Annotated in this window: 20 protein-coding genes and 1 riboswitch; of the genes, 14 read left to right on the top strand and 6 right to left on the bottom strand. The window is 46.7% G+C overall.

Annotation, left to right across the window (positions count from 1 at the left end; genetic code table 11):
• The gene (locus ACJJIM_RS10300) at positions 1 to 1,248 is read right to left on the bottom strand and encodes an ArsB/NhaD family transporter (RefSeq protein WP_413662211.1); all 1,248 of its coding nucleotides are present in this window, start codon (positions 1,246 to 1,248) and stop codon (positions 1 to 3) included.
• A gap of 77 nt (positions 1,249 to 1,325) precedes the next feature.
• Between ACJJIM_RS10300 and ACJJIM_RS10295 the strand changes: the two genes are divergently transcribed.
• The gene (locus tag ACJJIM_RS10295; protein WP_413662210.1) at positions 1,326 to 2,579 is read left to right on the top strand and encodes an MFS transporter; all 1,254 of its coding nucleotides are present in this window, start codon (positions 1,326 to 1,328) and stop codon (positions 2,577 to 2,579) included.
• A 34-nt stretch (positions 2,580 to 2,613) separates the two neighbouring features.
• Complete coding sequence (locus tag ACJJIM_RS10290) at positions 2,614 to 3,633, top strand: hydrolase (protein ID WP_413662209.1); 1,020 nt, start codon at positions 2,614 to 2,616, stop codon at positions 3,631 to 3,633.
• Here ACJJIM_RS10290 and ACJJIM_RS10285 read toward each other — a convergent pair.
• Positions 3,630 to 4,676 (bottom strand): methyltransferase domain-containing protein, encoded by a 1,047-nt coding sequence (locus ACJJIM_RS10285; RefSeq protein ID WP_413662208.1) that lies wholly within the window; start codon positions 4,674 to 4,676, stop codon positions 3,630 to 3,632. The genes ACJJIM_RS10290 and ACJJIM_RS10285 overlap by 4 nt on opposite strands.
• Before the next feature lie 403 nt (positions 4,677 to 5,079).
• Here ACJJIM_RS10285 and ACJJIM_RS10280 point away from each other — a divergent pair, with 403 nt between their 5' ends.
• Together ACJJIM_RS10280 and ACJJIM_RS10275 are read left to right on the top strand one after the other, a co-directional pair.
• Positions 5,080 to 5,697, top strand: a complete 618-nt coding sequence (locus ACJJIM_RS10280) for an RNA polymerase factor sigma-70 (protein ID WP_282933052.1) — start codon at positions 5,080 to 5,082, stop codon at positions 5,695 to 5,697.
• 2 nt (positions 5,698 to 5,699) lie between these two features.
• Entirely contained in the window at positions 5,700 to 5,903 is a 204-nt protein-coding gene (locus ACJJIM_RS10275; protein ID WP_282933051.1) for a zf-HC2 domain-containing protein, read from the top strand.
• A gap of 39 nt (positions 5,904 to 5,942) precedes the next feature.
• On the opposite strand, the gene ACJJIM_RS10270 is transcribed toward ACJJIM_RS10275, so the two are convergent.
• Together ACJJIM_RS10270 and ACJJIM_RS10265 are read right to left on the bottom strand one after the other, a co-directional pair.
• On the bottom strand, positions 5,943 to 6,431 hold the full coding sequence (locus tag ACJJIM_RS10270) for a hypothetical protein (RefSeq protein ID WP_413662207.1): 489 nt from the start codon (positions 6,429 to 6,431) through the stop codon (positions 5,943 to 5,945).
• A complete protein-coding gene (locus ACJJIM_RS10265) occupies positions 6,428 to 7,360 on the bottom strand; it encodes a DUF2092 domain-containing protein (protein ID WP_444913215.1) in 933 nt (310 codons plus the stop codon). The genes ACJJIM_RS10270 and ACJJIM_RS10265 overlap by 4 nt, the downstream gene beginning before the upstream one ends.
• A gap of 222 nt (positions 7,361 to 7,582) precedes the next feature.
• Between ACJJIM_RS10265 and ACJJIM_RS10260 the strand changes: the two genes are divergently transcribed.
• The 4 genes from ACJJIM_RS10260 (at position 7,583) to ACJJIM_RS10245 (ending at position 13,840) form a co-directional block, all read left to right on the top strand.
• The gene (locus ACJJIM_RS10260; RefSeq protein WP_444913214.1) at positions 7,583 to 7,975 is read left to right on the top strand and encodes a hypothetical protein; all 393 of its coding nucleotides are present in this window, start codon (positions 7,583 to 7,585) and stop codon (positions 7,973 to 7,975) included.
• Between the two features lie 84 nt (positions 7,976 to 8,059).
• Positions 8,060 to 9,424: a TolC family protein gene (locus ACJJIM_RS10255; protein WP_413662204.1), complete on the top strand. Its 1,365-nt coding sequence runs from the start codon at positions 8,060 to 8,062 to the stop codon at positions 9,422 to 9,424.
• Between the two features lie 14 nt (positions 9,425 to 9,438).
• A complete protein-coding gene (locus tag ACJJIM_RS10250; RefSeq protein ID WP_444913213.1) occupies positions 9,439 to 10,680 on the top strand; it encodes an efflux RND transporter periplasmic adaptor subunit in 1,242 nt (413 codons plus the stop codon).
• A gap of 13 nt (positions 10,681 to 10,693) precedes the next feature.
• Positions 10,694 to 13,840 (top strand): efflux RND transporter permease subunit, encoded by a 3,147-nt coding sequence (locus ACJJIM_RS10245; protein WP_444913212.1) that lies wholly within the window; start codon positions 10,694 to 10,696, stop codon positions 13,838 to 13,840.
• 289 nt (positions 13,841 to 14,129) lie between these two features.
• Here ACJJIM_RS10245 and ACJJIM_RS10240 read toward each other — a convergent pair whose 3' ends face one another.
• Positions 14,130 to 15,404, bottom strand: coding sequence for a hypothetical protein (locus ACJJIM_RS10240; RefSeq protein WP_444913211.1), 1,275 nt, complete (start codon positions 15,402 to 15,404; stop codon positions 14,130 to 14,132).
• 545 nt (positions 15,405 to 15,949) lie between these two features.
• Positions 15,950 to 17,236 carry a hypothetical protein gene (locus ACJJIM_RS10235; protein ID WP_444913210.1) on the bottom strand — a complete coding sequence of 429 codons (1,287 nt, stop codon included), beginning with the start codon at positions 17,234 to 17,236 and terminating at the stop codon, positions 15,950 to 15,952.
• A gap of 450 nt (positions 17,237 to 17,686) precedes the next feature.
• On the opposite strand from ACJJIM_RS10235, the gene ACJJIM_RS10230 reads away from it, so the two are divergent.
• The 6 genes from ACJJIM_RS10230 (at position 17,687) to ACJJIM_RS10205 (ending at position 25,630) form a co-directional block, all read left to right on the top strand.
• A complete protein-coding gene (locus ACJJIM_RS10230) occupies positions 17,687 to 18,622 on the top strand; it encodes an SPFH domain-containing protein (RefSeq protein ID WP_413662199.1) in 936 nt (311 codons plus the stop codon).
• A gap of 910 nt (positions 18,623 to 19,532) precedes the next feature.
• Positions 19,533 to 20,285: a class I SAM-dependent methyltransferase gene (locus ACJJIM_RS10225; RefSeq protein ID WP_444913209.1), complete on the top strand. Its 753-nt coding sequence runs from the start codon at positions 19,533 to 19,535 to the stop codon at positions 20,283 to 20,285.
• Positions 20,286 to 20,391: 106 nt separating this feature from the next.
• Positions 20,392 to 20,745, top strand: coding sequence for a DUF1428 domain-containing protein (locus tag ACJJIM_RS10220; RefSeq protein ID WP_413662197.1), 354 nt, complete (start codon positions 20,392 to 20,394; stop codon positions 20,743 to 20,745).
• 1,151 nt (positions 20,746 to 21,896) lie between these two features.
• Positions 21,897 to 22,523 (top strand): LysE family translocator, encoded by a 627-nt coding sequence (locus ACJJIM_RS10215; protein WP_413662196.1) that lies wholly within the window; start codon positions 21,897 to 21,899, stop codon positions 22,521 to 22,523.
• Between the two features lie 189 nt (positions 22,524 to 22,712).
• Positions 22,713 to 23,321 (top strand): SMI1/KNR4 family protein, encoded by a 609-nt coding sequence (locus ACJJIM_RS10210; protein WP_413662195.1) that lies wholly within the window; start codon positions 22,713 to 22,715, stop codon positions 23,319 to 23,321.
• Positions 23,322 to 23,522: 201 nt separating this feature from the next.
• Positions 23,523 to 23,670, top strand: a riboswitch (cobalamin riboswitch).
• 103 nt (positions 23,671 to 23,773) lie between these two features.
• Positions 23,774 to 25,630 carry a TonB-dependent receptor plug domain-containing protein gene (locus tag ACJJIM_RS10205; RefSeq protein ID WP_444913208.1) on the top strand — a complete coding sequence of 619 codons (1,857 nt, stop codon included), beginning with the start codon at positions 23,774 to 23,776 and terminating at the stop codon, positions 25,628 to 25,630.
• Positions 25,631 to 25,640 lie beyond the last annotated feature (10 nt).

The raw sequence follows: 25,640 nt of genomic DNA, 5'->3' as shown, positions 1-25,640 counted from the left end.
TTAGGTCTGTAGCGAGCTGTACCAAATAATATAGAGATAACTCGCTGCCACACTGATAACACTTACCGGCAACATCAATAAAAAGAACTGCCAGAAGTTAAATGGTTGCACACCAAATTTTTCCGCCTGCTGCAGCACTATTACATTGCTGGCTGCGCTGATTATAAATAGGTTACCAGCAACTGTTGATATGGCTGATAGCATCATAAGTGTTTGAGTGTCGTGTTCATGTAGCAGATTCAGGTAGATTTCCACTACGGGAACATTGGAAAACAGTTGGCTGGCAAAAAAACTGACAAAAGTTACGGTTTCAGGTTCAGCCAGATTAATCCCGCTCTTGTGCAGAAAAAACTGTAGTGATCCGGACTTGAGTAGTGAGCCGGTCACAATAAACATAGAAATAAAGAAAAAGAGGGTGGGCCAGTCTACTTCTCTCAGTATTCTTCTTCTTTCATGACTCGCCAGATAAATGGGTGAGCAGGCGACCAAGCCTATTTGACCCAAGGTCGGGTGGTAAATACCTTCTACGTTATGAAGTACACTGCCTAATGCTATTAGAATTACCAGAAGGGCTGCCGACAATAGAGGTGGCCATTTTTGTGCTATCTCATTGTCCTCTCGATGCTGAATGCCTACATTGTGACTGGGTTCGTCAACTTTAAGAAACCTTTTTAACCAAAGAATCGACAGCAGCATGGTGATTGCTGCCGGGATAAAGATCCACTCGGCAAATACCAGAAACATATTGTCAAACTGCCCTGCGTTGGCAATCAAGATATTTTGTGGGTTGCCGACTGGGGAGATCATGCTGCCGATCGTTACGGTGGCACAAAGTAAAATAAGTAGGGGTACAACACCCCAGTTCATATCCCGAGCCATCAATAGAGCGATGGGTACACCAATCACTGCTGCAGCATCATTGGTGAGAAGGGCGGCGCAGACGGCCATGATCAGGACATAGCTTGCCAGTATGGTATTGGGGTTTTTACGGGAGAGTATTCGCCTGCTGATTTGTGCTGAAATCCCTGTGTCGTACAGAGCGGATGCAATCGAAAATACAGAGAATAAGTAGAGGATTAAGTCCCAATCCACTGCAAAGAATGCATCTTTAAGTGTGATTTGCCTCAAGGCCAAAAGTGCTACTGCGCCAAGGGTCATGATGTGCCAGATACGAACGGCAGATGGTAGCCATTGGCGCACGGCTATTAGGATAAAGATGATTGCCGAGACGGTTAAGCTGATAGACATCTATCGTTATCCGAGTGTCGCTAGTCCCAACTGCTACTCTGGTTTTCAGCATTGCTATTTTTCTGAGGCTCTATCCAGTGCAGCAGAGTGCCAACAAGGCCATTCATAAGAGTTTAAACAAACCTCTTCTCTTTACGAATTTCTTTGCTGGAGATGTGGTTGCGGGTTTGGGACCATACCTGGCTATTTACCTGCTCTCAGCCATGCACTGGAAGCCGGGAGATATTGGGGTTGTCCTGGCAATTGGCGGGGTAACCACTGTACTGCTGCAGACACCTGCTGGCGCATTTATCGATAGTACTCGCTTTAAGAGAGGGCTTATTGCCACTTGCGGGATCATTATCGGTATTGTTTCTATCACTATTGTGGAATTTACCAGCCACAAGCCATTGATTTATCTCTCTCAGGTTTTGATGGGAGGCGCAATTGCCTTCGTGGCTCCTTCTATTGCGGCAATCACACTCGGGGTTACCAGCGATAAGAACTTTACCTATCAAACCAGTGCCAACCAGGCCTCCAATCATGCGGGCAATGTCTTTGCTGCTGGGCTTGCAGCGATTCTTGCCCTGACTATTTCCGGGCAGGGGGTGTTCTGGTTGATGGCGGTTATGGGTGCCCTTATGGCGATCTCGGTAGCCTTTATTCCGGGAAAATCTATCGATCATATCCGTGCTCGGGGCGGAGAGCACAAGGATCTAGAGGGCAAAGCACAGCCGTCGGGCTTCAAGTCACTGCTGTCTGACAGGCGCCTGGTCGCTTTGGCTGTCAGCGTGTTTCTATTCCACTTTGGCAATGCCGCGATGTTGCCCTTGGTGAGTCAGAAACTGTCGATTAACTCGAATGCCGATATAGCTATTGCCTTTACATCAGCTTGTATCATCGCCGCCCAGTTTATGATGATGCTGATGTCCTTTCTGTGTGCGGCCAAAGCGGATACCTGGGGGCGCAAGCTAATCTTCCTTATCGGTTTTTTTATCAATCCGGTACGGGCGCTGTTGTTTATGTCTACGGACAATCCGTACTTCCTGGTAGCAATTCAATCCCTGGATGGCGTGGCTAATGGTATATTTGGCGTCATTATTATTTTAATGTGTGCCGACCTGACACGTGGTACGGGCCGCTTTAATGTTACCCAGGGCGCTATGGCTGCCCTGGTGGGAATTGGTTCGGCATGTAGTAATTTTTCTGCGGAATATATTGTTCAGTATTTTGGCTATGGCGTTGCTTTTCTTACTTTGGGAGCTATTGCTCTGATCGCCGGTACATTTTTTCTGATTTTTGTCCCAGAAACGAAAGGGGCAACAATCCCTAAACCATCAGCAGGAAACTGATAGCCCCGGTTGTTTCGACTATTGATAGAAATCTATGGTTAATTCTTTTTCTCCAGCCCCAGGCCTTGGCAATCGACATATTCAGACCGTATTCAGTCGTTTTCACCGCGCCACCCCCTGGATTGAGACAGATTGCCGCTGGTACGAAACGCCTGATGGCGATCGCCTTTCTTTGCATTTTCCCAGGCCGCTACGCAATGATCCCGATTATCCTCTGGTATTGATACTTCACGGTTTGGGAGGTTCGGTAGAGTCGCCCTATGTGCAGGGGCTGATGGAAACCCTTCTGGCATACCATTATCAGGTCGCTGTAATGCATTTTCGAGGTTGTGGTGGTGTGCCTAACAAGTTGCCGAGGGCCTATCACAGTGGTGACACTGAAGATCCTCGCTGGCTGGTTAGTGAACTTAAGAAACAGTTTCCATTAATGACGATTGCCGTGGTTGGCTTCTCATTGGGCGGAAATGTTGTTCTGAAAATGTTAGGTGAAGATGGTGGCCGCGGGCAGGTAGCCGCTGGGATTGCTGTTTCGGCGCCAATGGACCTCCATGCCTGTAGTCGCTACATCAACACTGGTATATCCCACCTTTATGAGCGCCACCTGATTAGCGGGCTTCGTTTGAGCCTGCTTCATAAGGCGAAAGACCCACAGTTGGCTGCGGCCTTACCCGATCTCAATTGCAGTGAGGACTTTGTCGATTTCAGGCATTTCGACAATGCTTTCACTGCGCCGTTACATGGTTTTCGTGATGTGGATGAGTATTACACCCAGGCATCCAGTAAGCCTTTACTCAAAGATATTCGCACGCCGACTTTGATTATCAACGCCGTTGATGATCCTTTTATTTGTCCATCAGCGATACCTGTAACCAGCGAAGTTAGTTCTGCTGTCGATTTGGCGGTGAGTGATCGAGGGGGGCATGTAGGGTTTATAGATGGGACGGTATGGAGCCCCAGTTATTGGCTGGAGAAAAAGATACCTTACTTTTTGGGATCGGTCGTTGGGTTTCCAAAGGGAGCCCGGTTGGGCCCCCACTTTCAGACTCTGGGTTAACAGCACTGGGTACTCGATTGATCCGCTTCGGGAGTGTCGTTGGCAAATGGCATTTCCTTGCCGCAGCCGGGAAACAGGCCAAAGTGCCGCGAAAAATCGCCAATGAATTCGAAGTGCGGTGCGAGACGGGTTTCTGCGAGCATTCTCCAAGTGTTACCGCACACAGGGAATACTCGTCCGGTCTCAATAATGTGGTGTCCATCGAGAACGAATTGATCGGCATAGCCCGGTAGTGTGCCTTTGTAAATCACTGCTTGGCCGTAATCCTCACAGTCTTTTTCCAGTTGCGCTAATTTGAACAAGCGATAAGTGGCGGAAAAAAATCGAATTGAACCACAGCGCTGGGCCAGGGTTGGGTTGGTGATAAGTAATGGCCGGCTCTCCACCAGGCGTGGATCGCGGAAGCCGCTGCCCTGAGCAATTTCCAGGAAGTCATTCCAGTAGAGTGCGCCCCCAAGACACTCGCCGAACAGCTCGGGGTCAGAGCTAATTGCGGGGGGAATACGACGGTCAGCATAGACATCGGAGAAGTAAAATTCTCCCCCTTGTTTCAGCAGCCGAAACAAGCCTTTGAGTACAGCATCTTTGTCTGTGGAGAGGTTAACCACACAATTGGAAATGATCACATCAAAGCTTTCAGGCTCTAATTCCAGTTCCTCCAGCTTTTCGATGTAGCCGTGCAGGAAGCGGACATTGTCATAGCCAAACTTGTCGGCGTGATGGGCTTGGTGCTGCCTGGCCACAGCCAGCTGCTCTTCCGTCATATCGACACCTACTACTTCACCTTTTGGGCCTACCAACTGGGAGAGCAAGTAAATATCCCGGCCTGAGCCACAGCCAAGATCCAGTACCCGGCAGCCTTCCAAAAGTGGAGGGCAGACAAGTCCGCAGCCGTAATAGCGGGATAGGACATCGGGATGAATATTGGACAGCAATGGTTTTAGCCACTCTGGCATATCGCTGGGATCACAACAGGCATTGGTCTTCAGGTCTGAAGAGTTCTTTAGTTGGCGTCCGTAGTAGTCCTGTACTAAATCGTGCATTGGCTCTTTACCTATTGCGGGGGTTAACCAAAAAGGCGCAGTTGCGCCGGTATTGGCGCTCTTTGTAATTTTGCTGAGGAAGTGTAACAAGTCTGCGGTTCCCGCGACTAAAAACCAGAGGAATCACGGAAGAGTTGAGGAGTTAGAGGTTCTTCTGGCCAAAGGTTTCCGCTTTCGAAACTGATGCAGAGCTCTATACTGGCATGATATTTCACTCATTCTGGCTCGAGGGGCAGGATAAAGCAGAAAAGTCTCAATTGGCACAAAAATACCAGCATGATGCACTAGATATTTCAGAATCAGCAAAATTGCCTTTTGGCGCCAGTGGGAATTGGTTTGTAGAGAATCGCATTATTTTCGTTAATATCGACTCTCTCCGCTTCGATATTATGAGGGAACGTAATTGAGCGATCACCTAGCTCCCAGTGCTTCGACAGAGTCCGCCGAGGATTCCTTGCAGAATTCGCAGTTCCTGGTGGATTTGCGCCAACAGATGCTGCGTTTTGCCAGTTTGCAGTTGCAGGATACGCAGTTGGCTGAAGATGCTGTTCAGGAAGCATTGATGGGTGCCCTAAAGAACTCGCGCAGCTTTTCCGGTCGCTCAGCTTTGAAGACCTGGGTCTTCGCCATTCTCAAGAACAAGATTGCCGACATATTGCGACAGAGACAGCGCTTCGTAGATGCGGATCAATTGGTTCGTGGGGATAGGGAAGAATATGATCACGATGAGCTGTTTGATCAGACGGGGCACTGGCAGAAGGATGAAAAGCCCAAGCGCTGGGCTGATCCTGAGTCGGCAATTCACGACAAGCATTTTTGGCGGATCTTCGAGGCCTGTCTCAGCCATCTTCCCTCGCGCCAAGCGCAGATCTTTATGATGAGGGAATTTATTGAGCTGGAAAGCCATGAGATCTGTGCTGCCATGGAGATTACTGTTAGCAACTTAAATGTCACATTGCACAGGGCGCGCCTTCGCTTGCGCGAGTGTCTGGAAGATAACTGGTTTGGTGTGGAGAAGTGACAATGATGAAGACCTGCCGGGAAGCCACGAGGCTGATGTCTGAGTCCCAGGAGAGGGACCTGCTCATTTCCGAGAAGGCGAGCCTGAAGTTACATCTGGCGGTTTGCACACCTTGCCGCAATTTCGGCAAGCAGATGAAGACCCTCAGGCATATCACCAAATCCTATGCTCAGGGTGGCCCCGAGAAAGCTGACAACGAAAAATAGCATTTCGCACTTGGGACCACTTATCCAATATTGGCGTTCCTAGCGGGGAGGGCGAACCGGGCGGTAGGCGATATGGCCACCGACAAAGTGCGGTTCATACCAGTAGGACCCGCAGTGCTCATAGGTAACGTTACCAACAGTTACTGCAACACAGCTGCGAGGCAACGTATATAACCACCCGCCGACACCTACGGCTGCTGCCGTACCCCAAAATGCTGGTCCCGGGTAGGGCCAGTAGTGGGGGCGCCAAGGGGGCGGTGGGTAGGGTGGATGATGGGGGTGAAATGGGGGGTGATTGGGAAAGCGTCTTGCAAACTCCCCCGGGGCATAGCCACCGTGGAAGCCTCCACCCATCGGACGCATCCCATTAAAATGTCCCCCAATATTGAAATGAGCCCCACCACCACCAAACCGACCAAAGGCTTCGGCTGAGGGACTGGCCAATGCAGTCAGTAGTGCCCCCGTGACCAGGGCAGGCACAACCAGTTGTGCAAGGAAACCCGTCTTTTGACCGTTGCGATGCATCATGGTGTGGCCTCCTTATTGGGTTCCGCCTTCTTAAACTGAATCTGCTTGAGCTTGTCGATGGAAGGGGTAAATTGCCCGGCGGCACCAGGTTTGGCTTCCATCCATTTCAAGGTGGCAATAAAGCGCGGCTTGGCGGGGTCGCGGGTGTTCACTGTTGAAATACGCAGGGGCAGGGGCTTGTCACCAGCCTTGATCCAGATTTCCCAGTCCAGGTTTTCAGAGCGAAATGCCCAGTGCTCGGTTTTTTGGCCGTCAACCATAGGCCGGTTTACCAGAAAGCCTTCTTTGATACCGGACCAAACATTTTCCTTCCTTCCCCATTCGAGGAGGTCGGCAAAAGGAATCTCAATGCCGTAATCCTTGGCGGCTTTGGTCAAAACTTCCGCTGTAGGCTGGGGTGCTTCCATTTCTGCGAAGTAACCATCGCGGGGAGCAATCACGGTGAACTTGTCGCCATTGTGAATAAACTGACGGGTAATAGAATCTGTTTTCAGGTCTACACGCAGTTGCTTCGGTGGCATTGCCATATATTTGACGGTACCGCCAATCAGGAGCTTTTCCTGATTTTCCAGAACGACCTCAGTGAATATATCGGCGTTAAACATCATCATTTTGAGACTGGCGAGGTAGTCACCCATTCTTTTTAAGGTTGCCATCGCCTTGGGGTCTAGGGGCTCGTTTGATTCCATGGCCCCCATTTGGCCTTGAGGAGGTTTTCCTTGCTGCATTTGCCCTGGCGGCTGGGGGGTATTGCTGTCATCGGTCGATTGAGTGGGGTGCCCTGGTGGCGGGGTTTGGCCTTGGGAGCCAGTGCTATCGGGTTGCGGGGGTGGAGTCGGGTTTTGAGCGACAATCGCAGGGGCTAATGCCACCGTCGCTGCAAGAATCAGCGCCCTAGCCAAGCCACCAAAGGGTTGAAAAGCAAGCATTTACCGGTACCTCCCAATACATAGCCATAGTTGTGGCATCTGAATCAGTGTAGAGGAGAACCTTCGCGCCTGCTGTTGCGTAAAAACGAGTATTGAAATGAGACTGGCTATCCAGAATTGCTGGTCAATAAGCTGTTGTTTTACAAAACTTTTGCCGTATTCAATTGAGGCTCTGGGTTATGTTTGCTAGAGTCGGTCCATTATTGATACTAGCCTGCTCCTATGAATGTGGTTCGTCTGTCATTTTTACTGATTGCGCTGCTGATTTTCCAGACAGCTGGCGCCTTCTATGACAGTCATGATGAGCTAGAAGATATCACCATCCACTTCTCTTCAAATCATATTGATCAACCCCTGGGGGTAGCTCCTACTGACGAGCCTGATGGGGGTTCCGTTACTTTCTCGCTGCCTTCCTCCGGTGAAGAGCAATCTACACCGACGTTGGATTTCTGTAATCACTGTTGCCATTGTCACGGAATTAATGCAACCGGGCTTTTGGGGCAGTCTTATCAACCTCTTCTTCGGGGCACTATCAGTTACAGTGACACAATCAGTGCAGCTGTGCCCTCAGGTTATTTTTCTCCACTTTTACGCCCACCTATAACCCAAGTCTGATTAGTTAAATACTACGTGTGCCGCTATAGAAGTATGTAGCTTTTGCTCGCACACGATGATCGAGTTGTGACTTGGGAGAATTCCATGGATTTTTTTTCCACGCTCTCGCTGAGCGTGATTGGTCGTACATCCTTTAGATTTTTGTTGACGACCGCTCTACTTATATCTGCGCAAGCTACCTCTGCGCAGAAGGGAGAAGTATTGACGTTGCCAGAGGCAATACAGAAAACTCTGGCACAAAATCCCCAGATTGCAGTTTTTCCACTCCAGCAATGGGCATTGGATGGTGCTGAGTTCACAGCCGGCCTACGTCCTGCATGGGATTTTGGTTTCGAAGCTGAGTATGCGGTATACGGAGATGATGGTTCATCAAGCTCAAGCTCAGGCTCCCCCGGCCGGCCCGGTCCGCCAAGTGACGACGATGATGATGATGACAAGGAACTTGAGCTGACTGCTTCTTTGTCATCAGTTATTGAGTTGGGGGGCAAACGCCAGGCTCGAATTGATGTTGTCAATGCTCAGCGGGATCTCTTAATTGCCGATGAGCAAGCGACAGCACTGGATGTCTTGGCCGAGGTGGTTCGTGGTTATGCGCAAGTACTCGCTGCCGCAGAATTATTGATTCTGGAAAAAGAGAAGGTCTCGCTGGCGCAAGAAGCGTTGGACGCTGTAATTACAAGGGTCAATGCTGCTGCGTCCCCCATAGCTGAACGTATGCGGGCTGAGTCTGCACTGGCGAATGCCATTTTGGCCGCCGAGGCACAGGAGCGAATGCTGAGCTACTACAAGTACGCACTATCCGCGCTGTGGGGGCAACCTACCCAGGACTTTGCAGTTGACTCCAGCGTGCTCTTCCGATTTGAGCCAAATGCCAGCTTTGATGTTCTGTACGAGCGGGCTCAGGAAAACCCTTCTATTGCCCGTTTTGCCTCTGAAGAGCGCTTGCGCGCATCTCACCTGCATCTGACACAAGCGAAATCGACCCCCGATATTGGTTGGTATGCAGGCTATCGGAACGACAAAGAAGATGATGAGAATGCTGTCGTTGTTGGCTTTAACGTGCCGCTTTTTACCGGGCGGCGTAATCGGGGTAAAGAGATTTCTGCAATGGCTGAGCTGGAACAGGTTCAGTTGGATAGAGAAGCGGCATTGCTAAAGCTCTATCCCCAGCTTTTCTTGGCGGTAACGAGCCGTGAACAAGCGCTGGCCATTGTTGACGAAATGCAAAATACCGTGATTCCCACATTGCGCAAGGCGCTTTCTGAGGTTGACCGGGCCTATCGCCGGGGGCGCTATTCCTATGTTGAGTTGATCTCTGCCCGCGAGGAATTGCTCGATGCTGAGCGCTCGAGAATTGTGGCGGCACGTTCTGTTCATGTGTATGGAGCGGAAATTGAGAGATTAACTGCCCGGCCATTAGGTGTCGTGGCTGTTGAAAGCAGTAGATGAAATTGAGTTTAAAAATGAGCAGATTAAATAGAACTTTAAAGCTAGCGATGCTGTTCCTATTCCTTTTGGTACCTTTAGGGTGGGTGGCAAATTTTAGTTATGCCAGTGGCTCCCACGGTGGAGATCATCATCAAGAAGAAAGTAAAGGGCCACATGGGGGCCGCCTCTTAGAGCAGGGGGATCTCGTGGTTGAGCTGGCTCTGGTAGAGCGGAGTGGTGGCGCTGAGTTTCGCGCATGGGTTCAGGAAGATGGAAAAGCGCTAGACAATGCAGAATTGACCCTAACTCTGGTTCGACTAGGGGGAGAGTCACAACATATTGCCTTACAACGCGATACAAATATTGATTACTGGCGCAGCCAAGAAAATCTGGCTGAACCTCATTCATTCGACATTGAACTCTCTTTGACTCACAAGCGAGGCCGTGCCAAATGGCAGTTTGAATCATATGAAGGAAGAGTAAAAATAGATGAAAATACAGCGGAAAAGGCCGGTATTAAAACTGCGATTGCCGCACCGGGAGTTATTCAAGAGCGCATTACCCTTTACGGTAAAACTACTATTGATCATCGCAGTCTCAGCCATGTTCGTGCTCGTTATCCTGGCACTGTTGTCACGATTGAGAAAGCATTGGGTGATTCCATACAAAAGGGGGAAAAGCTGGCAACAATTGAGTCCAATGACAGCTTGCAAACCTACTCCTTGATAGCGCCTATTAGCGGTCAGATTATTGATAAGCAGGCCAGTCGAGGGGAGTTTAGCGGTGATCGGGTGCTGTTTACGATTGCGAACTACAAGCAAATATGGGCAGAGCTTCAAGTATTCCCCACTCGCCGGGGACAAATTGCTCGCGGGCAAAAAGTTTCTATTACCGCCGATGGGCTCTCATTTGATTCGACAATTGTCAGCTTGGCACCGGGGGGCAATGGTACGCCTTTCGCAATAGCCCGCGCGATGATTGAGAATCCAGAGGACATTTGGACAACAGACCTGATGGTTCAAGGAGATGTGGTTACCCATGAGAGTCCTGCGCCTTTAGTGGTGGAAAATCAAGCGCTGCAACCCTTCCGCAATTGGACCGTTGTGTTTGTAAAAGTAGGGGATGCTTATGAGATTCGCCCACTGGAACTTGGGCGGACCGATGGCAGGGTTACAGAGGTATTAAGTGGACTCAACCCTGGAGACCGCTACGTCACTGAAAACAGTTACTTAATCAAGGCGGATATAGAGAAATCCGGCGCTGCTCACCACCATTAATTGAGGCCAGAAGATGATTGAAAGCATCCTGCGCTTCTCCATTGAGCGGCGTTATTTCGTATTGTCCCTAATTTTTATTCTGGTGGGGCTCGGGGTTTGGAGTTACCAGAAACTCCCTATTGATGCAGTCCCCGATATCACCAATGTTCAGGTGCAGATTAATACTGAAGCACCTGGTTACTCGCCTTTAGAAGCTGAACAGAGAATCACCTATCCGGTAGAGGCGGCACTTGCCGGACTTCCCAACTTGGAGTACACCCGTTCGATTTCGCGCTACGGGCTATCCCAAGTGACCGTGGTTTTCAAAGAGGGGACAGATCTCTATTTTGCGCGAAACTTAATAAACAGTCGTCTGGGTACCATCGAGAGCAATCTGCCCCCTGGGTTGGAGCCGGAAATGGGGCCCATTGCCACCGGGCTCGGTGAGATCTTTATGTATACCGTGGAGGCTCTGCCCGGAGCAACCCAGCCCAATGGCCAGCCCTACGACGCCACTGCACTGCGGGAGATTCAGGATTGGATTATTAAACCGCAATTGTCTCTCGTTCCGGGGGTTACGGAACTAAATACTATCGGTGGCTATAACAAGCAGTATCACGTAACACCGGACCCCCGCCAGATGCTTAACTTCGGCGTATCTATGGAGGACATTGCCGAGGCTTTGCGTCGCAACAACGAAAGTCGAGGTGCTGGCTATCTGGAAAATAATGGACGCCAACTGTTAGTGCGTTCACCGGGACAACTACAGAATATCAGAGGAATTGAAGACGTAGTAATTACCAGCCGATCCGGGGTGCCGGTTAAAATTTCTGATGTTGCTGTAGTGGCTATTGGTAAAGAACTGCGTACCGGTGCTGCTACGCGAGATGGTGAAGAAACCGTATTGGGCACCGCTATGATGCTGGTGGGGGAAAACTCCCGCGAGGTGGCGCGCAATGTGGCGGAGGCTTTGGAGCAAGTAAAATCCACTGTACCTGAAGGTGTAAAGGTGGAAGCGGTTTATGATCGCACGACGCTCGTGGATAAAGCCATCGCTACCGTGCAGAAAAACCTTATTGAAGGTGCGTTGCTGGTAGTCGTCGTGCTGTTCTTGCTGCTTGGAAATATTCGGGCTGCCTTTATTACAGCTGCTGTAATCCCGCTGTCCATGCTCGCCACTATATTTGGTATGGTGCAAACCGGTGTTTCTGCCAACCTGATGAGTCTCGGTGCGCTCGATTTCGGTCTGATTGTCGATGGGGCTGTAATTATCGTAGAAAATGCGATTCGCAGGCTCGCCGAAGCCCAACAGCGCAAGGGCGGTAAGTTACTTCTACAAGAGCGATTGGAGCTGGTATTCCAGGCCACCAATGAAGTGATTCGCCCGAGCCTTTTTGGAGTGTTGATTATCACGGTGGTGTATATTCCTTTGTTCACACTGACTGGTGTCGAAGGAAAGATGTTCCACCCTATGGCCGCTACTGTGGTTATGGCGTTATTGGCTGCATTGGTTCTTTCTCTCACCGTAGTACCTGCAGCGGTTGCTGTTTTTCTCACCGGGAAAGTCAGTGAAAAAGAAAATAAGGTGATTGTTGCTACTAAGTCACTGTATAAGCCGCTTTTAATTGCCGCAATGAAAGTGCGTTGGCTGGTACTATCAGGGGCTCTTGCTTTAGTACTGTTTTGCAGTTGGCTAGCTACTACTCTCGGTTCTGAGTTTATCCCCCAGCTTAATGAGGGCGATATTGCACTACACGCTTTACGTATTCCGGGGACTGGCCTCGAGCAGTCGGTGGAAATGCAGCGTCTACTAGAGCAGCGCATTAAGGAGTTCCCCCAGGTAGACAAGGTATTTGCAAAAATTGGTACTCCAGAGGTGGCTACAGATCCAATGCCTCCGAATGTGGCTGATAACTTTGTGATCCTGAAACCCAGAAACCAATGGCCCGATCCAAAACTGCCTCAGGAGCAATTAGTGGCAGAAATCGAAGCAGCCGTTCGAGAGCTACCAGGTAATAACTACGAATTTACCCAGCCAATCCAGATGCGTTTCAACGAGTTAATTTCTGGTGTGCGTGCAGATCTGGGCATCAAAGTATTTGGTGATGACCTGGACCAGCTGGTCGCTTCGTCTAATCAAATCCTGGGTGTGTTAAATGGGATTGAGGGTGTAGCCGATGCTCGAGTAGAGCAGGTTGAAGGTCTGCCAGTTCTCTCTGTAGTCCCCAAGCGTATAGCGCTTGCCCGCTATGGTATCGACCTGAAAACCCTACAGGACTTGGTATCAACCGCAATTGGTGGGGAATCTGCAGGGCTGATTTATGAGGGTGACCGCCGCTTCCAATTGGTAGTAAGGCTGCCGGAAGGGCTGCGCCGGGACTATGAAAACCTTGGTGACTTACCTGTACCTTTACCCGCTGGTAGCCCGCTAGGTAGCTATGTGCCCTTGTCTGAAGTAGCCAATCTTGAAATGACACCGGCTCCCAATCAAGTCAGTCGTGAAAATGGCAAGCGCCGTGTAGTGGTAACCGCGAATGTACGCGATCGCGATTTAGGATCTTTTGTAGAGGAGGCAAAAGCCCAAATCCAACAACAGGTGTCTTTGCCTGCCGGTTACTGGTTGGTATATGGAGGTACATTTGAACAACTGGAATCTGCAAGTACGCGTCTTTCTATCGTTGTCCCGCTGACGCTTTTGGTAATCCTCGGTCTTCTAGTAATGGCTTTCGGCTCATTCAAAGATGCCTTGATCATTTTTACAGGAGTTCCCTTAGCGCTAACTGGCGGGGTGCTAGCTCTATGGCTGCGCGGTATGCCTCTATCGATTTCTGCAGGGGTTGGGTTTATTGCCCTTTCTGGTGTTGCGGTTTTAAACGGCCTGGTAATGCTGTCATTTATTCGTCAGCTGCGGCAACAGGGCGGTGAGCTTTTGGTTTCGATTATTGACGGAGCAATGATTCGTCTTCGTCCTGTATTGATGACTGCTCTGGTCGCCAGCCTGGGGTTCGTGCCTATGGCATTGAATGTGGGTACCGGCGCAGAGGTACAAAGGCCCCTGGCCACGGTTGTGATTGGGGGGATTATTTCTTCCACACTTCTAACTCTGTTTGTACTTCCGTTACTTTATCGGATTGTGCATGGCAGGGGAGGAGGCGAGATGGCGAAAAAATTTATAAAGTAGATATTTCTGCCTACTTCACCTCACAAAAGAGGTGAAGTAGGTGGAGAACCAATGAGGCAAGATTCAGTTAATTTATTGACTCCTAGTGACGCTCTAAACAAAAGGTATGTGTGCAGGTCATTCGGCTTCCTAATAAACTCCCCTATGAGCCTGTAATATAATCTTAGTGTTTAATATACAGGCTGCGTATGGTTTAAATGCATTGCTTTTATGGCACTGTGTTTTTTGGGAGTGGTACATGCTGAAAGTGATTCGATAGCTTGAGATGCCTAGTTTATGTGCAGCTGATTCATATCAAATTCTTTAGAGTGTTGATATATTTTTCAGCAAAATTTAAAGCGTTATTTCTTTTTGTCAGTGGCTCACAGTATGAAAAGACAAAAACGGAACTTTTTTCTGTTGAATAAGTGCTCAATGATATTGGATGGGCGCCGTGAGTTTGGAGTGAGGTACCTATGATAGGTTCAAAAAAATTCATGTGCACACCCAGGGATTCCAGGTTACCCAAGTTGGATACGCATAATCCTTCAAGAAAGTAGGGATTGTTGGTTTCGTATTTTTCAACCCACTCAATAATATTCCCTAAATCATAGTTCTTGTGAAAGTTAAACTTACAATATTCGCCGGACACCGCCTGCCGATCAAGTTCAATCTGTAAGTGCTTTGCCAGCTCCCAGGTGTTCTCGATATCGATATCTGGTGTAACCTCAAGAGTGGTAACTGCAGAAAAGGTACCAATAACGCTTAACTCGATTCCGGTGCCGCATAGGTCGCGGACATCCATGGGTAATAAGATTTTGATCCATTCTCTGTGATTTGGCAGTATGTTTGATGCCTGGATGGCAATAGCACAAAAAAGCGCACTAGGTCTTACTTTGTGTTTTCTGCCAATAGTTGCAACGTGAGAGAGTTCCTCCATAGGAAATTTGCGATATAAAATATGGCCCTCCCGTTCAGTAACAAAAGCGGCTTCTTCTACTGGCCATTTAAATAAATTTTCTTTAATTCCAGATGTTTGCTGGTTGGAGAAATGCTTGCTTGAATCAAAGTAGGTCTCAACAGGGTCGTATAACGGCTGTCTATCTAACCTGAATCTTCCTTGATCCAAAAAATACAAATCTAAAATATAGAATATGATCCCGGCAGACCGGCCGTCCAATGCCGCATGATTGCTGACCATAGATATGTAGTCGACTTTACCTAGTGAATTTAGATAGAAGGAAAGAGTATATGTACATGCTTCAACGTTGAGTCCTGTTTTACCTCTGCGAGTATATTCGTATTCAATATTAATGGGTTTTGAAAGCTCCCTTATCTCTAAAGGGATATCCTCAAAGGGTACGTCGCAATACCAGCGCAGTTGCTCACCTGACTCAACACGAGCCTGTAGAAGGGGGTAAATTTTATGGATTAAAGAAAAGGCAGTTTTAAGTTGCTCAACACTCAGTGGGATTAGAACTTTATAAAAGGAAACCAGCAAGGTTCCCCCGCAAGTTCTCCTGGCTAGCTCGGTAAATAATGCTTCTTCAGGCCCCAGCACCCTGGAGAACTCTCGGCTGGACATAGGTGCTCTTTCCAAGAACAGATTGACTTAATGTCAAACTTAATAAAATAGAAGTTAAGATGCAAAAATATTGATATCTAAATATTGCTTGCTTATCTATATATACATGTTCGGAATACATAAGTGTTGGCTAAGATTTGTCGTGGCTTGATCTAATGTTGACTGGTTTGAGGTGCATTACTTGAGTGGGGGTATGGGGCAATAGCTCCTTTGGAATACATGTATGCCTTTCAATAAAGCTGGTAACGTCGCCTCATTTGGGTAGGTTACATTAAAAAACAAGTACTGAATTTTATATGGTTTATTGGCTTAAGGTTGATGTTTGGTGAAATCTGTGAGATGTATATGATATGACAGGCTGTACTTGGTTGGCGTTGCCAATATTTCCTTGCATTGATTTTTGGTGGTCACTTGTAGTGACCAATTGATTCTTTGTTGGAGAATCGTACATAAGGTGAAATTGTTTTGGGCTAGCCCCGGCTGATTAGGGAGTAGTGGGCGCCTTTGCTTTACTTTTGCTTTTGTTCGTTTTTTCAAATCAAGGGTTAGTTCTCAGGTTCTAAAAGCCTCTTGATGGTGTTGATGAATTTTTCTGCAAAATTCATAACGCTATCTCGTTTTGTGAGTGGATCACAGTACGAAAATATAAATACAGAATTACGTACCGTTGAATAGGTTAGTAGTGAGATAGGGTGAGCTCCATGTGTTTGAAATGGAATTGCCGTGATGATTTCAAAGTGCTTCATTGCTGTGCCAAGCGCTTTCATGCTGCCTACATTAGATATACACATTCCTTCAGAAAAGACAGATTTCTTTTCCTCATAATCCTGAGCCCATTCAATAATATCCTCGAGTTTGTATTTCTTGGGGAACATGAACTTGAATGACTCTCCTTCTTCCGCCTGTTTATCAAGCTCAATCTGTAAGTGGCGCGCTAGTTGCCAAGTATCATCTATATCTATATTGGGCATGATTTCAAGAGTAGTTGCTGATGAAAAAGCACCTACTGCACTTAATCCAATTTCAGTTCCGCAGAGTTCACGAACATCCATGGGTAGTAAAATCTTTATCCAATCTTTATGGTTGGGTAATATTTTGGATGCTTGAATCGCAATGGCGCAAAACAGGGCGCTTGGCCTTACCTTGTGACTTTTTCCTATTTTTACCAGTTGTGAAATTTCTGCAATCGGAAATTGCCGATATATAGCATGACCTTCACGTTCTGATACAAAAGCAGGTTCCTCTACGGGCCAATTAAAAAGTTCATCTTTTTGAGAAGATGGTTTTTCATGGGCAAAGTATTTAGAGGAGCTAAAGTAGCTTTCGACAGCTTCGTAAAGTGGTTGTCCGCCCAACCTGAATGTTCCTTCATCTTTAAAGAATATGTCCAAAATACAGAATAAAGTCATCACTGATCGGCCATCCAAAGCTGCGTGGCTGCTGACTAGTGAGATCCATTCAACTTCGTCATGGGAATTAATATAGAAAGAAAGTGTGTATGTGCATTTTTCAACATCAAGGCCCGTCTTCCCCCGGCGATTGAATTCAGCCTCGAAATCAAGAGGCTCCTTCAATTTTCGAACCTCAATTGGAATTGACTCGAATGGTACGTCGCAGCGCCATCGTAGCTTGTTGCCGGACTCAACTCTTGCCTGTAAAAGTGGGTAGATTTTATGTGCCGATGCGAAACCACTTATCAATTTTTCAACGCTAAGAGGGGTGAGTACTTTGATAAAGGAGATTACTAATGTCCCCCCGCAAGTTCGCCTTGCCAACTCGGTGAACATAGCCTCCTCTGCACCTAATACTCTGGAGAGCTCTGTAGCCGGCACAAAGTACCTCCTTTTTAAAGCCCATCCATATCATGTAAAGTAACTTGAATAGGCTTGAATCGCAAAAAACAATTGCTTAAAGATAAATGACTGTAGATTTGATTTTGGATACTTTGTTGCAGAAGAATAGTTAAGTGATGGTAAGTTGTACTAACAATAGTTTTATTGGTGCGGGTTTTAATTTAAGGGTTTTTCCAGGAAAATTGTTGTTTATTGGTCTGTAGCGGGTTTAGTGAAGTTCTTTACATTTGCTTTTACCCTGCTGGGGGGGGGGTAGTAGACTTACAGTTGGGTTTTGGACAGTAGCTTTGTGGCCAGCATGTTGTAGTTGATGTAAGCTGTGGGTGAGTGCTCTTAGTAGGGGGGATATTTGCTTATCCATTGGTTGCCCCTTGCTGAGTAAGATAATTTGCACATCTTATATAATTTATTCTGACTGGGCTTTTAAATATGCCGGAACAACTCTTTACACTTTTACCTTTTTGGCCTGCGATACTTGGAGCTGTAGTACTTTTTTTGCTAGCTAAATCCATCGTGATAGTGGAGCCAAAGCAGTACCACTTCGTGCTATTTCTTGGTAAGTACTGGAAAACTGCCACTCCTGGTTTCAACTTGATTATTCCCTACCTTTCCTGGGTAGACAAAAAAGCCTCAACGGCTCTACACGAAACCCCTGTTGAGTTGAGTCTAAAGACCAGTAATCATGTCACATTTGGTTTGATTCTTAAGGTTCAGCATCAGGTGTCGTCGGATGTGCAGCTTGCATACAAAGCTCTCTATGATCTAGAGAATTACCAGGCACAGCTGAAGTCGTTTGCAACAGATGCAGCTATTCCTGTTGCCAACGGCATTGAGCTGGAAGACGTTTATAACAAAAAAGAACATATAGCTGACAAGGCTAAGGAGCGCCTTCGCCAATTTTTCCACGACTTTGGTGTAGAGATTGTCGATGTATTATCAGATGAGCCGCGGCTACCCAAGTCGGTAGAGGTTCAGGCTAACAAAGTTATGGAAATGCAGCGGGAGAAGCAGGCCGCTACCTACGAGGCTGAGGCGATCCGGGAGCGCGAAGTGGGTAAGGCTAAAGCTGATGGCGAGTCCGTAAAGATTCGTATGGAGAAAATGGGGGAGGCACGACGGGTATATGCACAAAGTGCAGCCGAGGCTATTAAGGTTCTTACCAGCGCTGGTACCAGCGCAGACGAAGCGTTGCGCTTTATGACTGCCATTGCAGATAATGATGCGCTGGTAACTGCCGCACGTCACGGTAGTACTGTGGTAATGGCTACCAGCCAGGCGCAGCAAGTACCTGTCGCTTTGCCGTTACCTGATAAGTCGGCTGCGGTAGCAAAACAACGGCCGCTGAGAGAGCCCGAGCCTGTCTAGTAAGGTCCTCCGAGGGGTAAGCCTATGGGCTTATCCTTTGGTAGCTTCGGGGTATCTTGATAGTACTTTACTCCGATAGTCGATGTCGTACTGCTCAGCGCTACAGTACTTGATATTCTAAGTGGTACAACTACAACATTTTTTTATGGTCTTGACGTTGCTTATATTGCTTTTTTGGTTGTCTTTGGTTGTGATTTGATTCAATGGGCCGATATGATCTTTGCTAGGCATTTTACCAGCGAGTCCAACCCGGCTAATCCCGACTATGGTTGGTCCAAGTTAAGGTATGAACTGATTGTATTTATAAAAGCATTGTTAGCCTGAGTAATCACCCTAGCTCTCATTCGAGCAATGACATGAATGATCGGTAATCCAGATAAATCCTTTGCACTTTATATGTGGGATAATATTTCCAAGGCACTCTTATTTTTTGGATTATTTTTGACCCTGGATGGAGGGTTATGTTTCTCCTGTTTAGAAGGCCGTTGAAGCAAAGTTCTTAGTGTCTTTTGTGCTATTGCTGTTTCGAAGCTCTATTGTGACTCCTAATGTGCATTTGGTCTGCATAGCTAGTGGCGGAAAATTATACGTGATATCGAAGCTGTCAAGTTTTTACCTGGAAGATGATGCTCGTATTATGTCTCGGAAGGGCAAGGTATCGCTATTTTATAGTTTGTTGGTATTGGGCAGGAGTATTGATGTCCACTGTCGCGCCAGTATTGGTCTCACATGAATTGTTGCATCTCAAGAAGTTATTGGTAGGGTAATGCTTGGTGGGGGTCCCAGCTGCTAATAAATAAGAATAACATGGTTTTTTTGATTATGACCTAAGAGCTAGAGTAAGAGGTGCAGCTATAGTAGCTCATATATATTAGCTTGCCGCGGCTGCTTAAAGAACCTGGGGGCAGGAATGCACCATCAAAAACTATTCAGTGACAAGAGTGAGCTTTATAAGACTGCTAGGCCAACCTATCCTCCAGAGCTTTATAAGTGTCTCTCAAGCTTGGCTCCATCAAATAAACTTGCCTGGGATTGTGCTTGCGGTAGTGGTCAGGCAGCGATAGGATTGGCGAAACTATTTAGTAGTGTGTACGCATCTGATATTAGTGTCGAGCAAATAAAAGCGGCTAAAGCTCACCCTAATATTCACTATCAAGTAGGACCTGCTGAGCAGTGTGACCTGGCAAATGAGAGTTGTGATTTGGTTTGTGTAGCCCAGGCGTTGCATTGGTTTGACCTTGATGATTTTTGGCCCGAAGTTCTAAGGGTTTTGAAGCCAAAAGGTATTTTTTCAGCTTGGGGCTATAACTGGCCAGTCTTAGATGGAGAACTGGCTCAAATATTCAATGATCTTATTTTGGGTCCAATAGAGACGTACTGGGCTCCACAAAACAAATTGCTCTGGAATCATTTTAAGGATATAGACTTTCCTTTTAGTACTATACAGGTTTCGAAGCCAACTATGGAAGCAGTCTGGGACCTGAATGAGTTTTTTAATTTTATACATACTTTTTCGGCTGTGCGGAGATGTATAGATGGCATGGGTGGTGAATTTATGGAGTGGGCCTACCGTAAGGCTAGGGAGGTTTGGAAAATACCACAAGAGAAACGAGTGGTAGCATTTGATTTTGTGCTCTATGTAGGGTGTAAGAAGGGTTGGTGATAGAGAGATATCGCTATCACTAGATTAGGGCAGTAGAAGTGCTTTGTAAATCTGTATTTAATTTCAATAGTAACTTATTAAATTAGAAAATGTCGGGGAGTTAAAAATGTCTTATGCAGATGGATTTGTAGCAGCTGTACCCTCAGATAACAAAGAAGAATATATTAAGCATGCAAAAATTGCTGCAGAGGTATTTAAAGAGCAGGGGGCTCTAAAGGTTGTTGAAACTTGGGGTGATGATGTTCCAGAAGGCGAATTAACCTCTTTTCCTTTGGCCGTAAAGTGTGCTGGCAATGAAACTGTAGTGTTCTCCTGGGTCCTCTGGCCTTCTAAAGAGGTTCGAGACTCTGGATGGCAGGCGGTTATGGATGATCCGAGGATGAATCCAGATCAAAACCCTATGCCATTTGATGGTAAGAGGTTAATCTATGGTGGCTTTAATATTATTCTTGATAAATAAAGTTTATCTATAGTTTGATTGTGGGTCGATAAGGACTGTTTGTTGAATTTTGACCCTATATAAGTACGGAGTCAGATTATATTGAGGATGCTTTTAAGGCTAGGTGGTCATGTCGGGGAAAAGTAGTATTGGTTAGTAATGTGTACTTTCTTTCTTCTACAACTATAAAAAAGGGCATAGTTCAAGTATGCCCTTTTTTGTTAATTTTAAATTATCACTTAGCTTCCATCTTCAAATGAGGCGATAGCAGATGCTGTGTCCCATGAACCATCTTGATAAAGTATTGTTGCCTTAGCGGTATATGCCCTAAATGCACGAATCGTAAAAGAACAATACCTGTCAGAAGTGGTTCCACAACTATGAGCATCATCTGACCAAATTACGGAACTAATTACTTTGCTTGTATCTTCTTCTATTCTAAATGCCGCAGTTGCTGTATTCGCACCCCATACTAATGCGAAACAAACATTTGGTCTGTATGTATCAAACTTAATGGTGTCGACATAGCACTCCATTGTTGCAGCTGTTGTGTGAGAGCTGATAAAAAAAGAGGGCTGCTATTATTCCTGTGCCCAGTAATCTTTTCATAAATGTTCCCTATAAATGATTTCTTAATTTTTGTGAGAGTATTCCAAATTACTTACCACGATTGAATGGTATACGCATAATTTTTCAATATACAAGTATTTTGTTTGATGGTTTTTCTTGTTATGTGATGGCGTTTATATATTTAAGGGCTTGTAGAGTACTGCTGGTAAATATTTTGTTATTCAGATTGTACGTAGGTCCCAATTTGTGGCTGGTTGTTAGGTTTGTAGATATTTTCTGCCAATTTCTTATGGTTGCATTGGTAAATACCGGCCGTATAAAGAATAGTGCGCCGCCAGACGAAAAATGGCTGATAAAATTTGAAGGGTATATAAAGAGAGCTTTTAGTGGCCGGGTAAGGATAATTGAGTGATCTCTATTGTTTCCTATAAAGTTAGTGCTCTTTATCTTTTCAGTTTTGGAGATGGGGTAATTTAGACTGGTTTATAATAGCTAGCTCCTTCGGTCTTTCTTGGTTGCTTATATAGCATATGGTAGGTAAGGTTAGCCCTGTCAGTGATTTCCATTTCCTTGAGATAGTAATAGTTGCTAGGGTGAGTTAAATGGCGTTTGAAAATTGGTTGGCCTTTTGCGCAATCGCACTCTTGGCAACTGCTACCCCTGGCCCAGCGGCACTACTGGTCTCTATCAATACTCTATCGAATGGTGTTAGAGGAGGTGTGTTCGCGGCATTGGGCAATATATCTGGCTTGTTTGTTATGTCCGGGCTTTCAGTTATTGGATTGAGTGTACTTGTCCTTAACTCTTCTTTGGCGTTTACTGTGGTAAAGGTGGTTGGGGCTGGATATCTGATTTATATGGGAGTTAAGCTTTGGAAAAATGGAATAGGAAGAGTGGATTCTTCTGAGGTAACTTGTAATGCTAGGCGAGGTGCATTGAGTTTGTATATTCAAGGGGGCTTAATTGCCTTAACGAACCCTAAAGCGATAATATTTACAACCGCGCTTTTCCCACAATTTATTTCATTGTCCGACTCACTATTACCTCAGTTTTCCTTGCTGGTCTTCACTTTTATGGCATTATCTTTTAGCTGTTTATTTTGTTATACCTTATTAGCTTTCGGTACCAAAAAATGGTCAAGGAGTATGGCTTCAAGTCGATTTCTCGGTCGGATATTTGGTTCCACTTTTGTTGGTGCTGGTTGTATTTTAGTTGGCACATCAAAATAGGAAGATGTATATAAGAATATACAAAAATCTATTTTGGGTGCTTCTGTAAAATATACAGTATTCCTCATGCTGTCGGAAGCAAGGTGGTAAGTAGGTAGCAGCTAGATGAGTAGGGTAAGCCGCACCCTTTGCTTAATATGTACCCCCCCCAAAAAAAAATACAGCAAGTAGTTTCGCGAGTTACGTAGTATGGATATTAAAGATTATATTGAGTTGATCCATAGTTTTTCAAAGACAGATTTTGAACTTCAGGGAGGTGGAAACTCTATCTGTTTTCGGTTGCAAAAGGAAAGGGATTTTGTTTTTCCGAAAGAGTTTCAAGAGTATATAGTTCACTATGCGCCTGCCCACAGCCAATATCTTGATGGCGTGGGCAATCCAATTGATCTTTATAGTGCCAGGCGCTTGTCATGGGTGATGAATGGATATAACTACAACCCGGTTGATAATCAGCCAATACCCGGTTGGGATAAAACTTGGTTTTTATTCGCCGATGAGGGTGCAGATCCAATCATTGTAGACTTGGCCGAAAGCAACCGAAATTCAAAGGTATATCGTGCCATGCATGGGGCTGGGGGGTGGGATTTTAGGCCTATCGCCGATTCAATAGGGCAATTTCTACTATGCGCTTCAGCTCTACATCATGCGCTCTCCGGAATAGTTGACAAAGATGTACTTGTTGATGATGGATGTGGGTTTAATCTTCATGAAAGAAGTGCATCTTGGTTGTTTCCATTCTTTCGTCAATATGCGGATAAATATTACACAGATTGGCTTGCAGTATTTGATAATAGTTAGCGGAATGATTTATTGATAAATTCTTTATTATGGCTGCAACTCAAGGTTGATCTCAGTTTATGTGAAGGTACCTTGCTAAGCGCTTTTGAAATCTTGCTCATGAATAACTAGTACTTATGTAGTGAGGGAATACCCGACTCACGAACAAGCTTCCCTCACATTTTTTGGCTTCTGTTGACTTTCCGGTACCTTTCCACTAGTTTCGCGACCACGATTAGAGGTGCCTTCTGCCCTGAATTGGCTGAGAAGGTTAAACGGGAAGTCCGGAAATCCGGCGCTGCCCCCGCAACGGTGATCCACCTGTATTCTGAGTGGTAAGCCCGATACCGGCCTCTTTTCTAAACACGATGGAGCGGAGGGCTACCATCTTGCAATACGATCTTTCGCGCTTCGGCGTGCCGCATTGCTATTCCTCCCTCGATCCCATGTGCTTTTGTCTTAGGGGTTGAAACTTGAAAAAATCTATATTGAGCCTGGCTGTTTTATCAGCCGTGAGCGCGCCGTCTTTTGCTGAATCCACTGTTACCGAATCTTCAATTCCAGACCTGGAAACCGTGGTTGTTGTGAGCTCCCGTCAGGGCGAGCCGCTGCGCCAGGTAGCTACTTCAGTAACTGTATTGGATGAAGAGCAGCTAAAAGAGCGGGGATTGGTGTCCCTTGCCGATGTTTTGCGTAGTGTGCCTTCCGTGTCTGTTACCAATACAGGGGGTATGGGCAAGACAACCTCCTTAAGGGTACGTGGAGAGTCCGGTTTCAGAACCTTGGTCCAGATAGACGGTATCGACATTTCTGACCCAACCGGTACCCAGGCGGGGGCTCATATTGAACATATTATGAGCAGCAACTTGCAGCGCGTGGAATTATTACGGGGTCCACAAGGTATGCTCTACGGAGCCGATGCCGGTGGTGTACTGGATATCTCGACTCGTCGCGAGGGAGAGGGGCAGCGCTTTGAGGTGTCAGCTGAGGGCGGTAGCTCCGATACTGAACGCTACAATGCCAGCGCTAGCGGAGCCAATGAAGCATTGGATTATTTTGTTTCTGCAGCGGCGGCAGAAACCGATGGTTTTAATACCAGTAGTTATGACTCGGAATTGAGAGATGACGACGGTTACGATAATGAAACCTTGCATGGCCGTGTAGGTTGGAATATTTCTGAGCAGTGGCGACTTGAGGCTGTGGCGCGGGATACCGATGCTTCAGGTGAGTATGATCGCTGCGGCTGGCCCTCTCAGGATGATTGTAACTTTGATTTCAGCCAGGAAAGTGTTCGTGTCAGCTTAGCTCATAAAGGCGAAGATGGTCAGCAGGAGTTGGCTTATACACGTTCTGATTTGCAGCGTACCTATATCAGTGAAGGCGTGCCCTTTTATGAAGCGGAAGGTGATATCGAAAAGTTGAACTTCACCGGTTCCTACGGGTTTAGTCGCGAACATGGAATGGTCTACGGGGTAGAGCATCGTGAAGATACTTCGGGCGACCTGGATCGGGATCAGTGGGCAGTTTATTCCGAATATCAGGGAAGCTATGCCGATCAGGCTTATATCACCCTTGGCCTTCGCCATGACAATAACTCTGATTTTGGCAGCTACAACAGCTTCCGCGCCAGCTCAGCCTATTTATTTGAGGATGTTGCCAACGGTACGGTAAAAATAAAAAGTAGTTACGGCACTGGCTTCCGTGCCCCGAGCTTATATGAAGTTGACTACAACGCTACCGCATTCGACTGGTTAACTTTTACTCCATTAGAGTTGCCATCTCTTAAGCCGGAAGAGAGCCGAGGCCTGGATCTTGGTGTTGAATACTTTGGTGAAAACTCTCTCTACCTGGAGTTCGTACTGTTTAAACAGGTCATTGAGAATGAAATCGGATTCGATATGGCCGACTACACAGGTTACCTGCAAAGCAGTGGAGAAAGCGTGTCCCAAGGCGCTGAGTTTGTTGTCGAAGCGCAATTGACTGACAGTCTATTGCTCTCTGCCAATTACACCTACACCGACGCTGAAGAAGCCGATGATTCTCCCCGAGCCCGCAGTCCCAAGCACTTGGCGAATCTCGGCTTCACTTATAAGCCTACTAGTGACTTGAGCCTTGTTATGAACCTGCGTTCCAGTGCGGATGTGGTAGATAGCGATGGCTCTTCGCTGGATGATTATCAAGTGCTGGATGCCAGTGTCCGTTATCAGCTGAACAACGCCACGACGGTATTTGTTCGCGGTGAAAACCTTACCGACGAAGATTATGTGGAAGTTACTGGCTATAACACTGCGGGCCTCGCCGGTTATGCTGGTGTGGAATTCAGCTTCTAAAGCACTTTCT

This window comes from Microbulbifer maximicatervae (SeqCode) (genome assembly GCF_052467615.1).
Note: the sequence above shows the minus strand (reverse complement) of the source record. Positions and strands in the feature narration are given on the sequence as shown.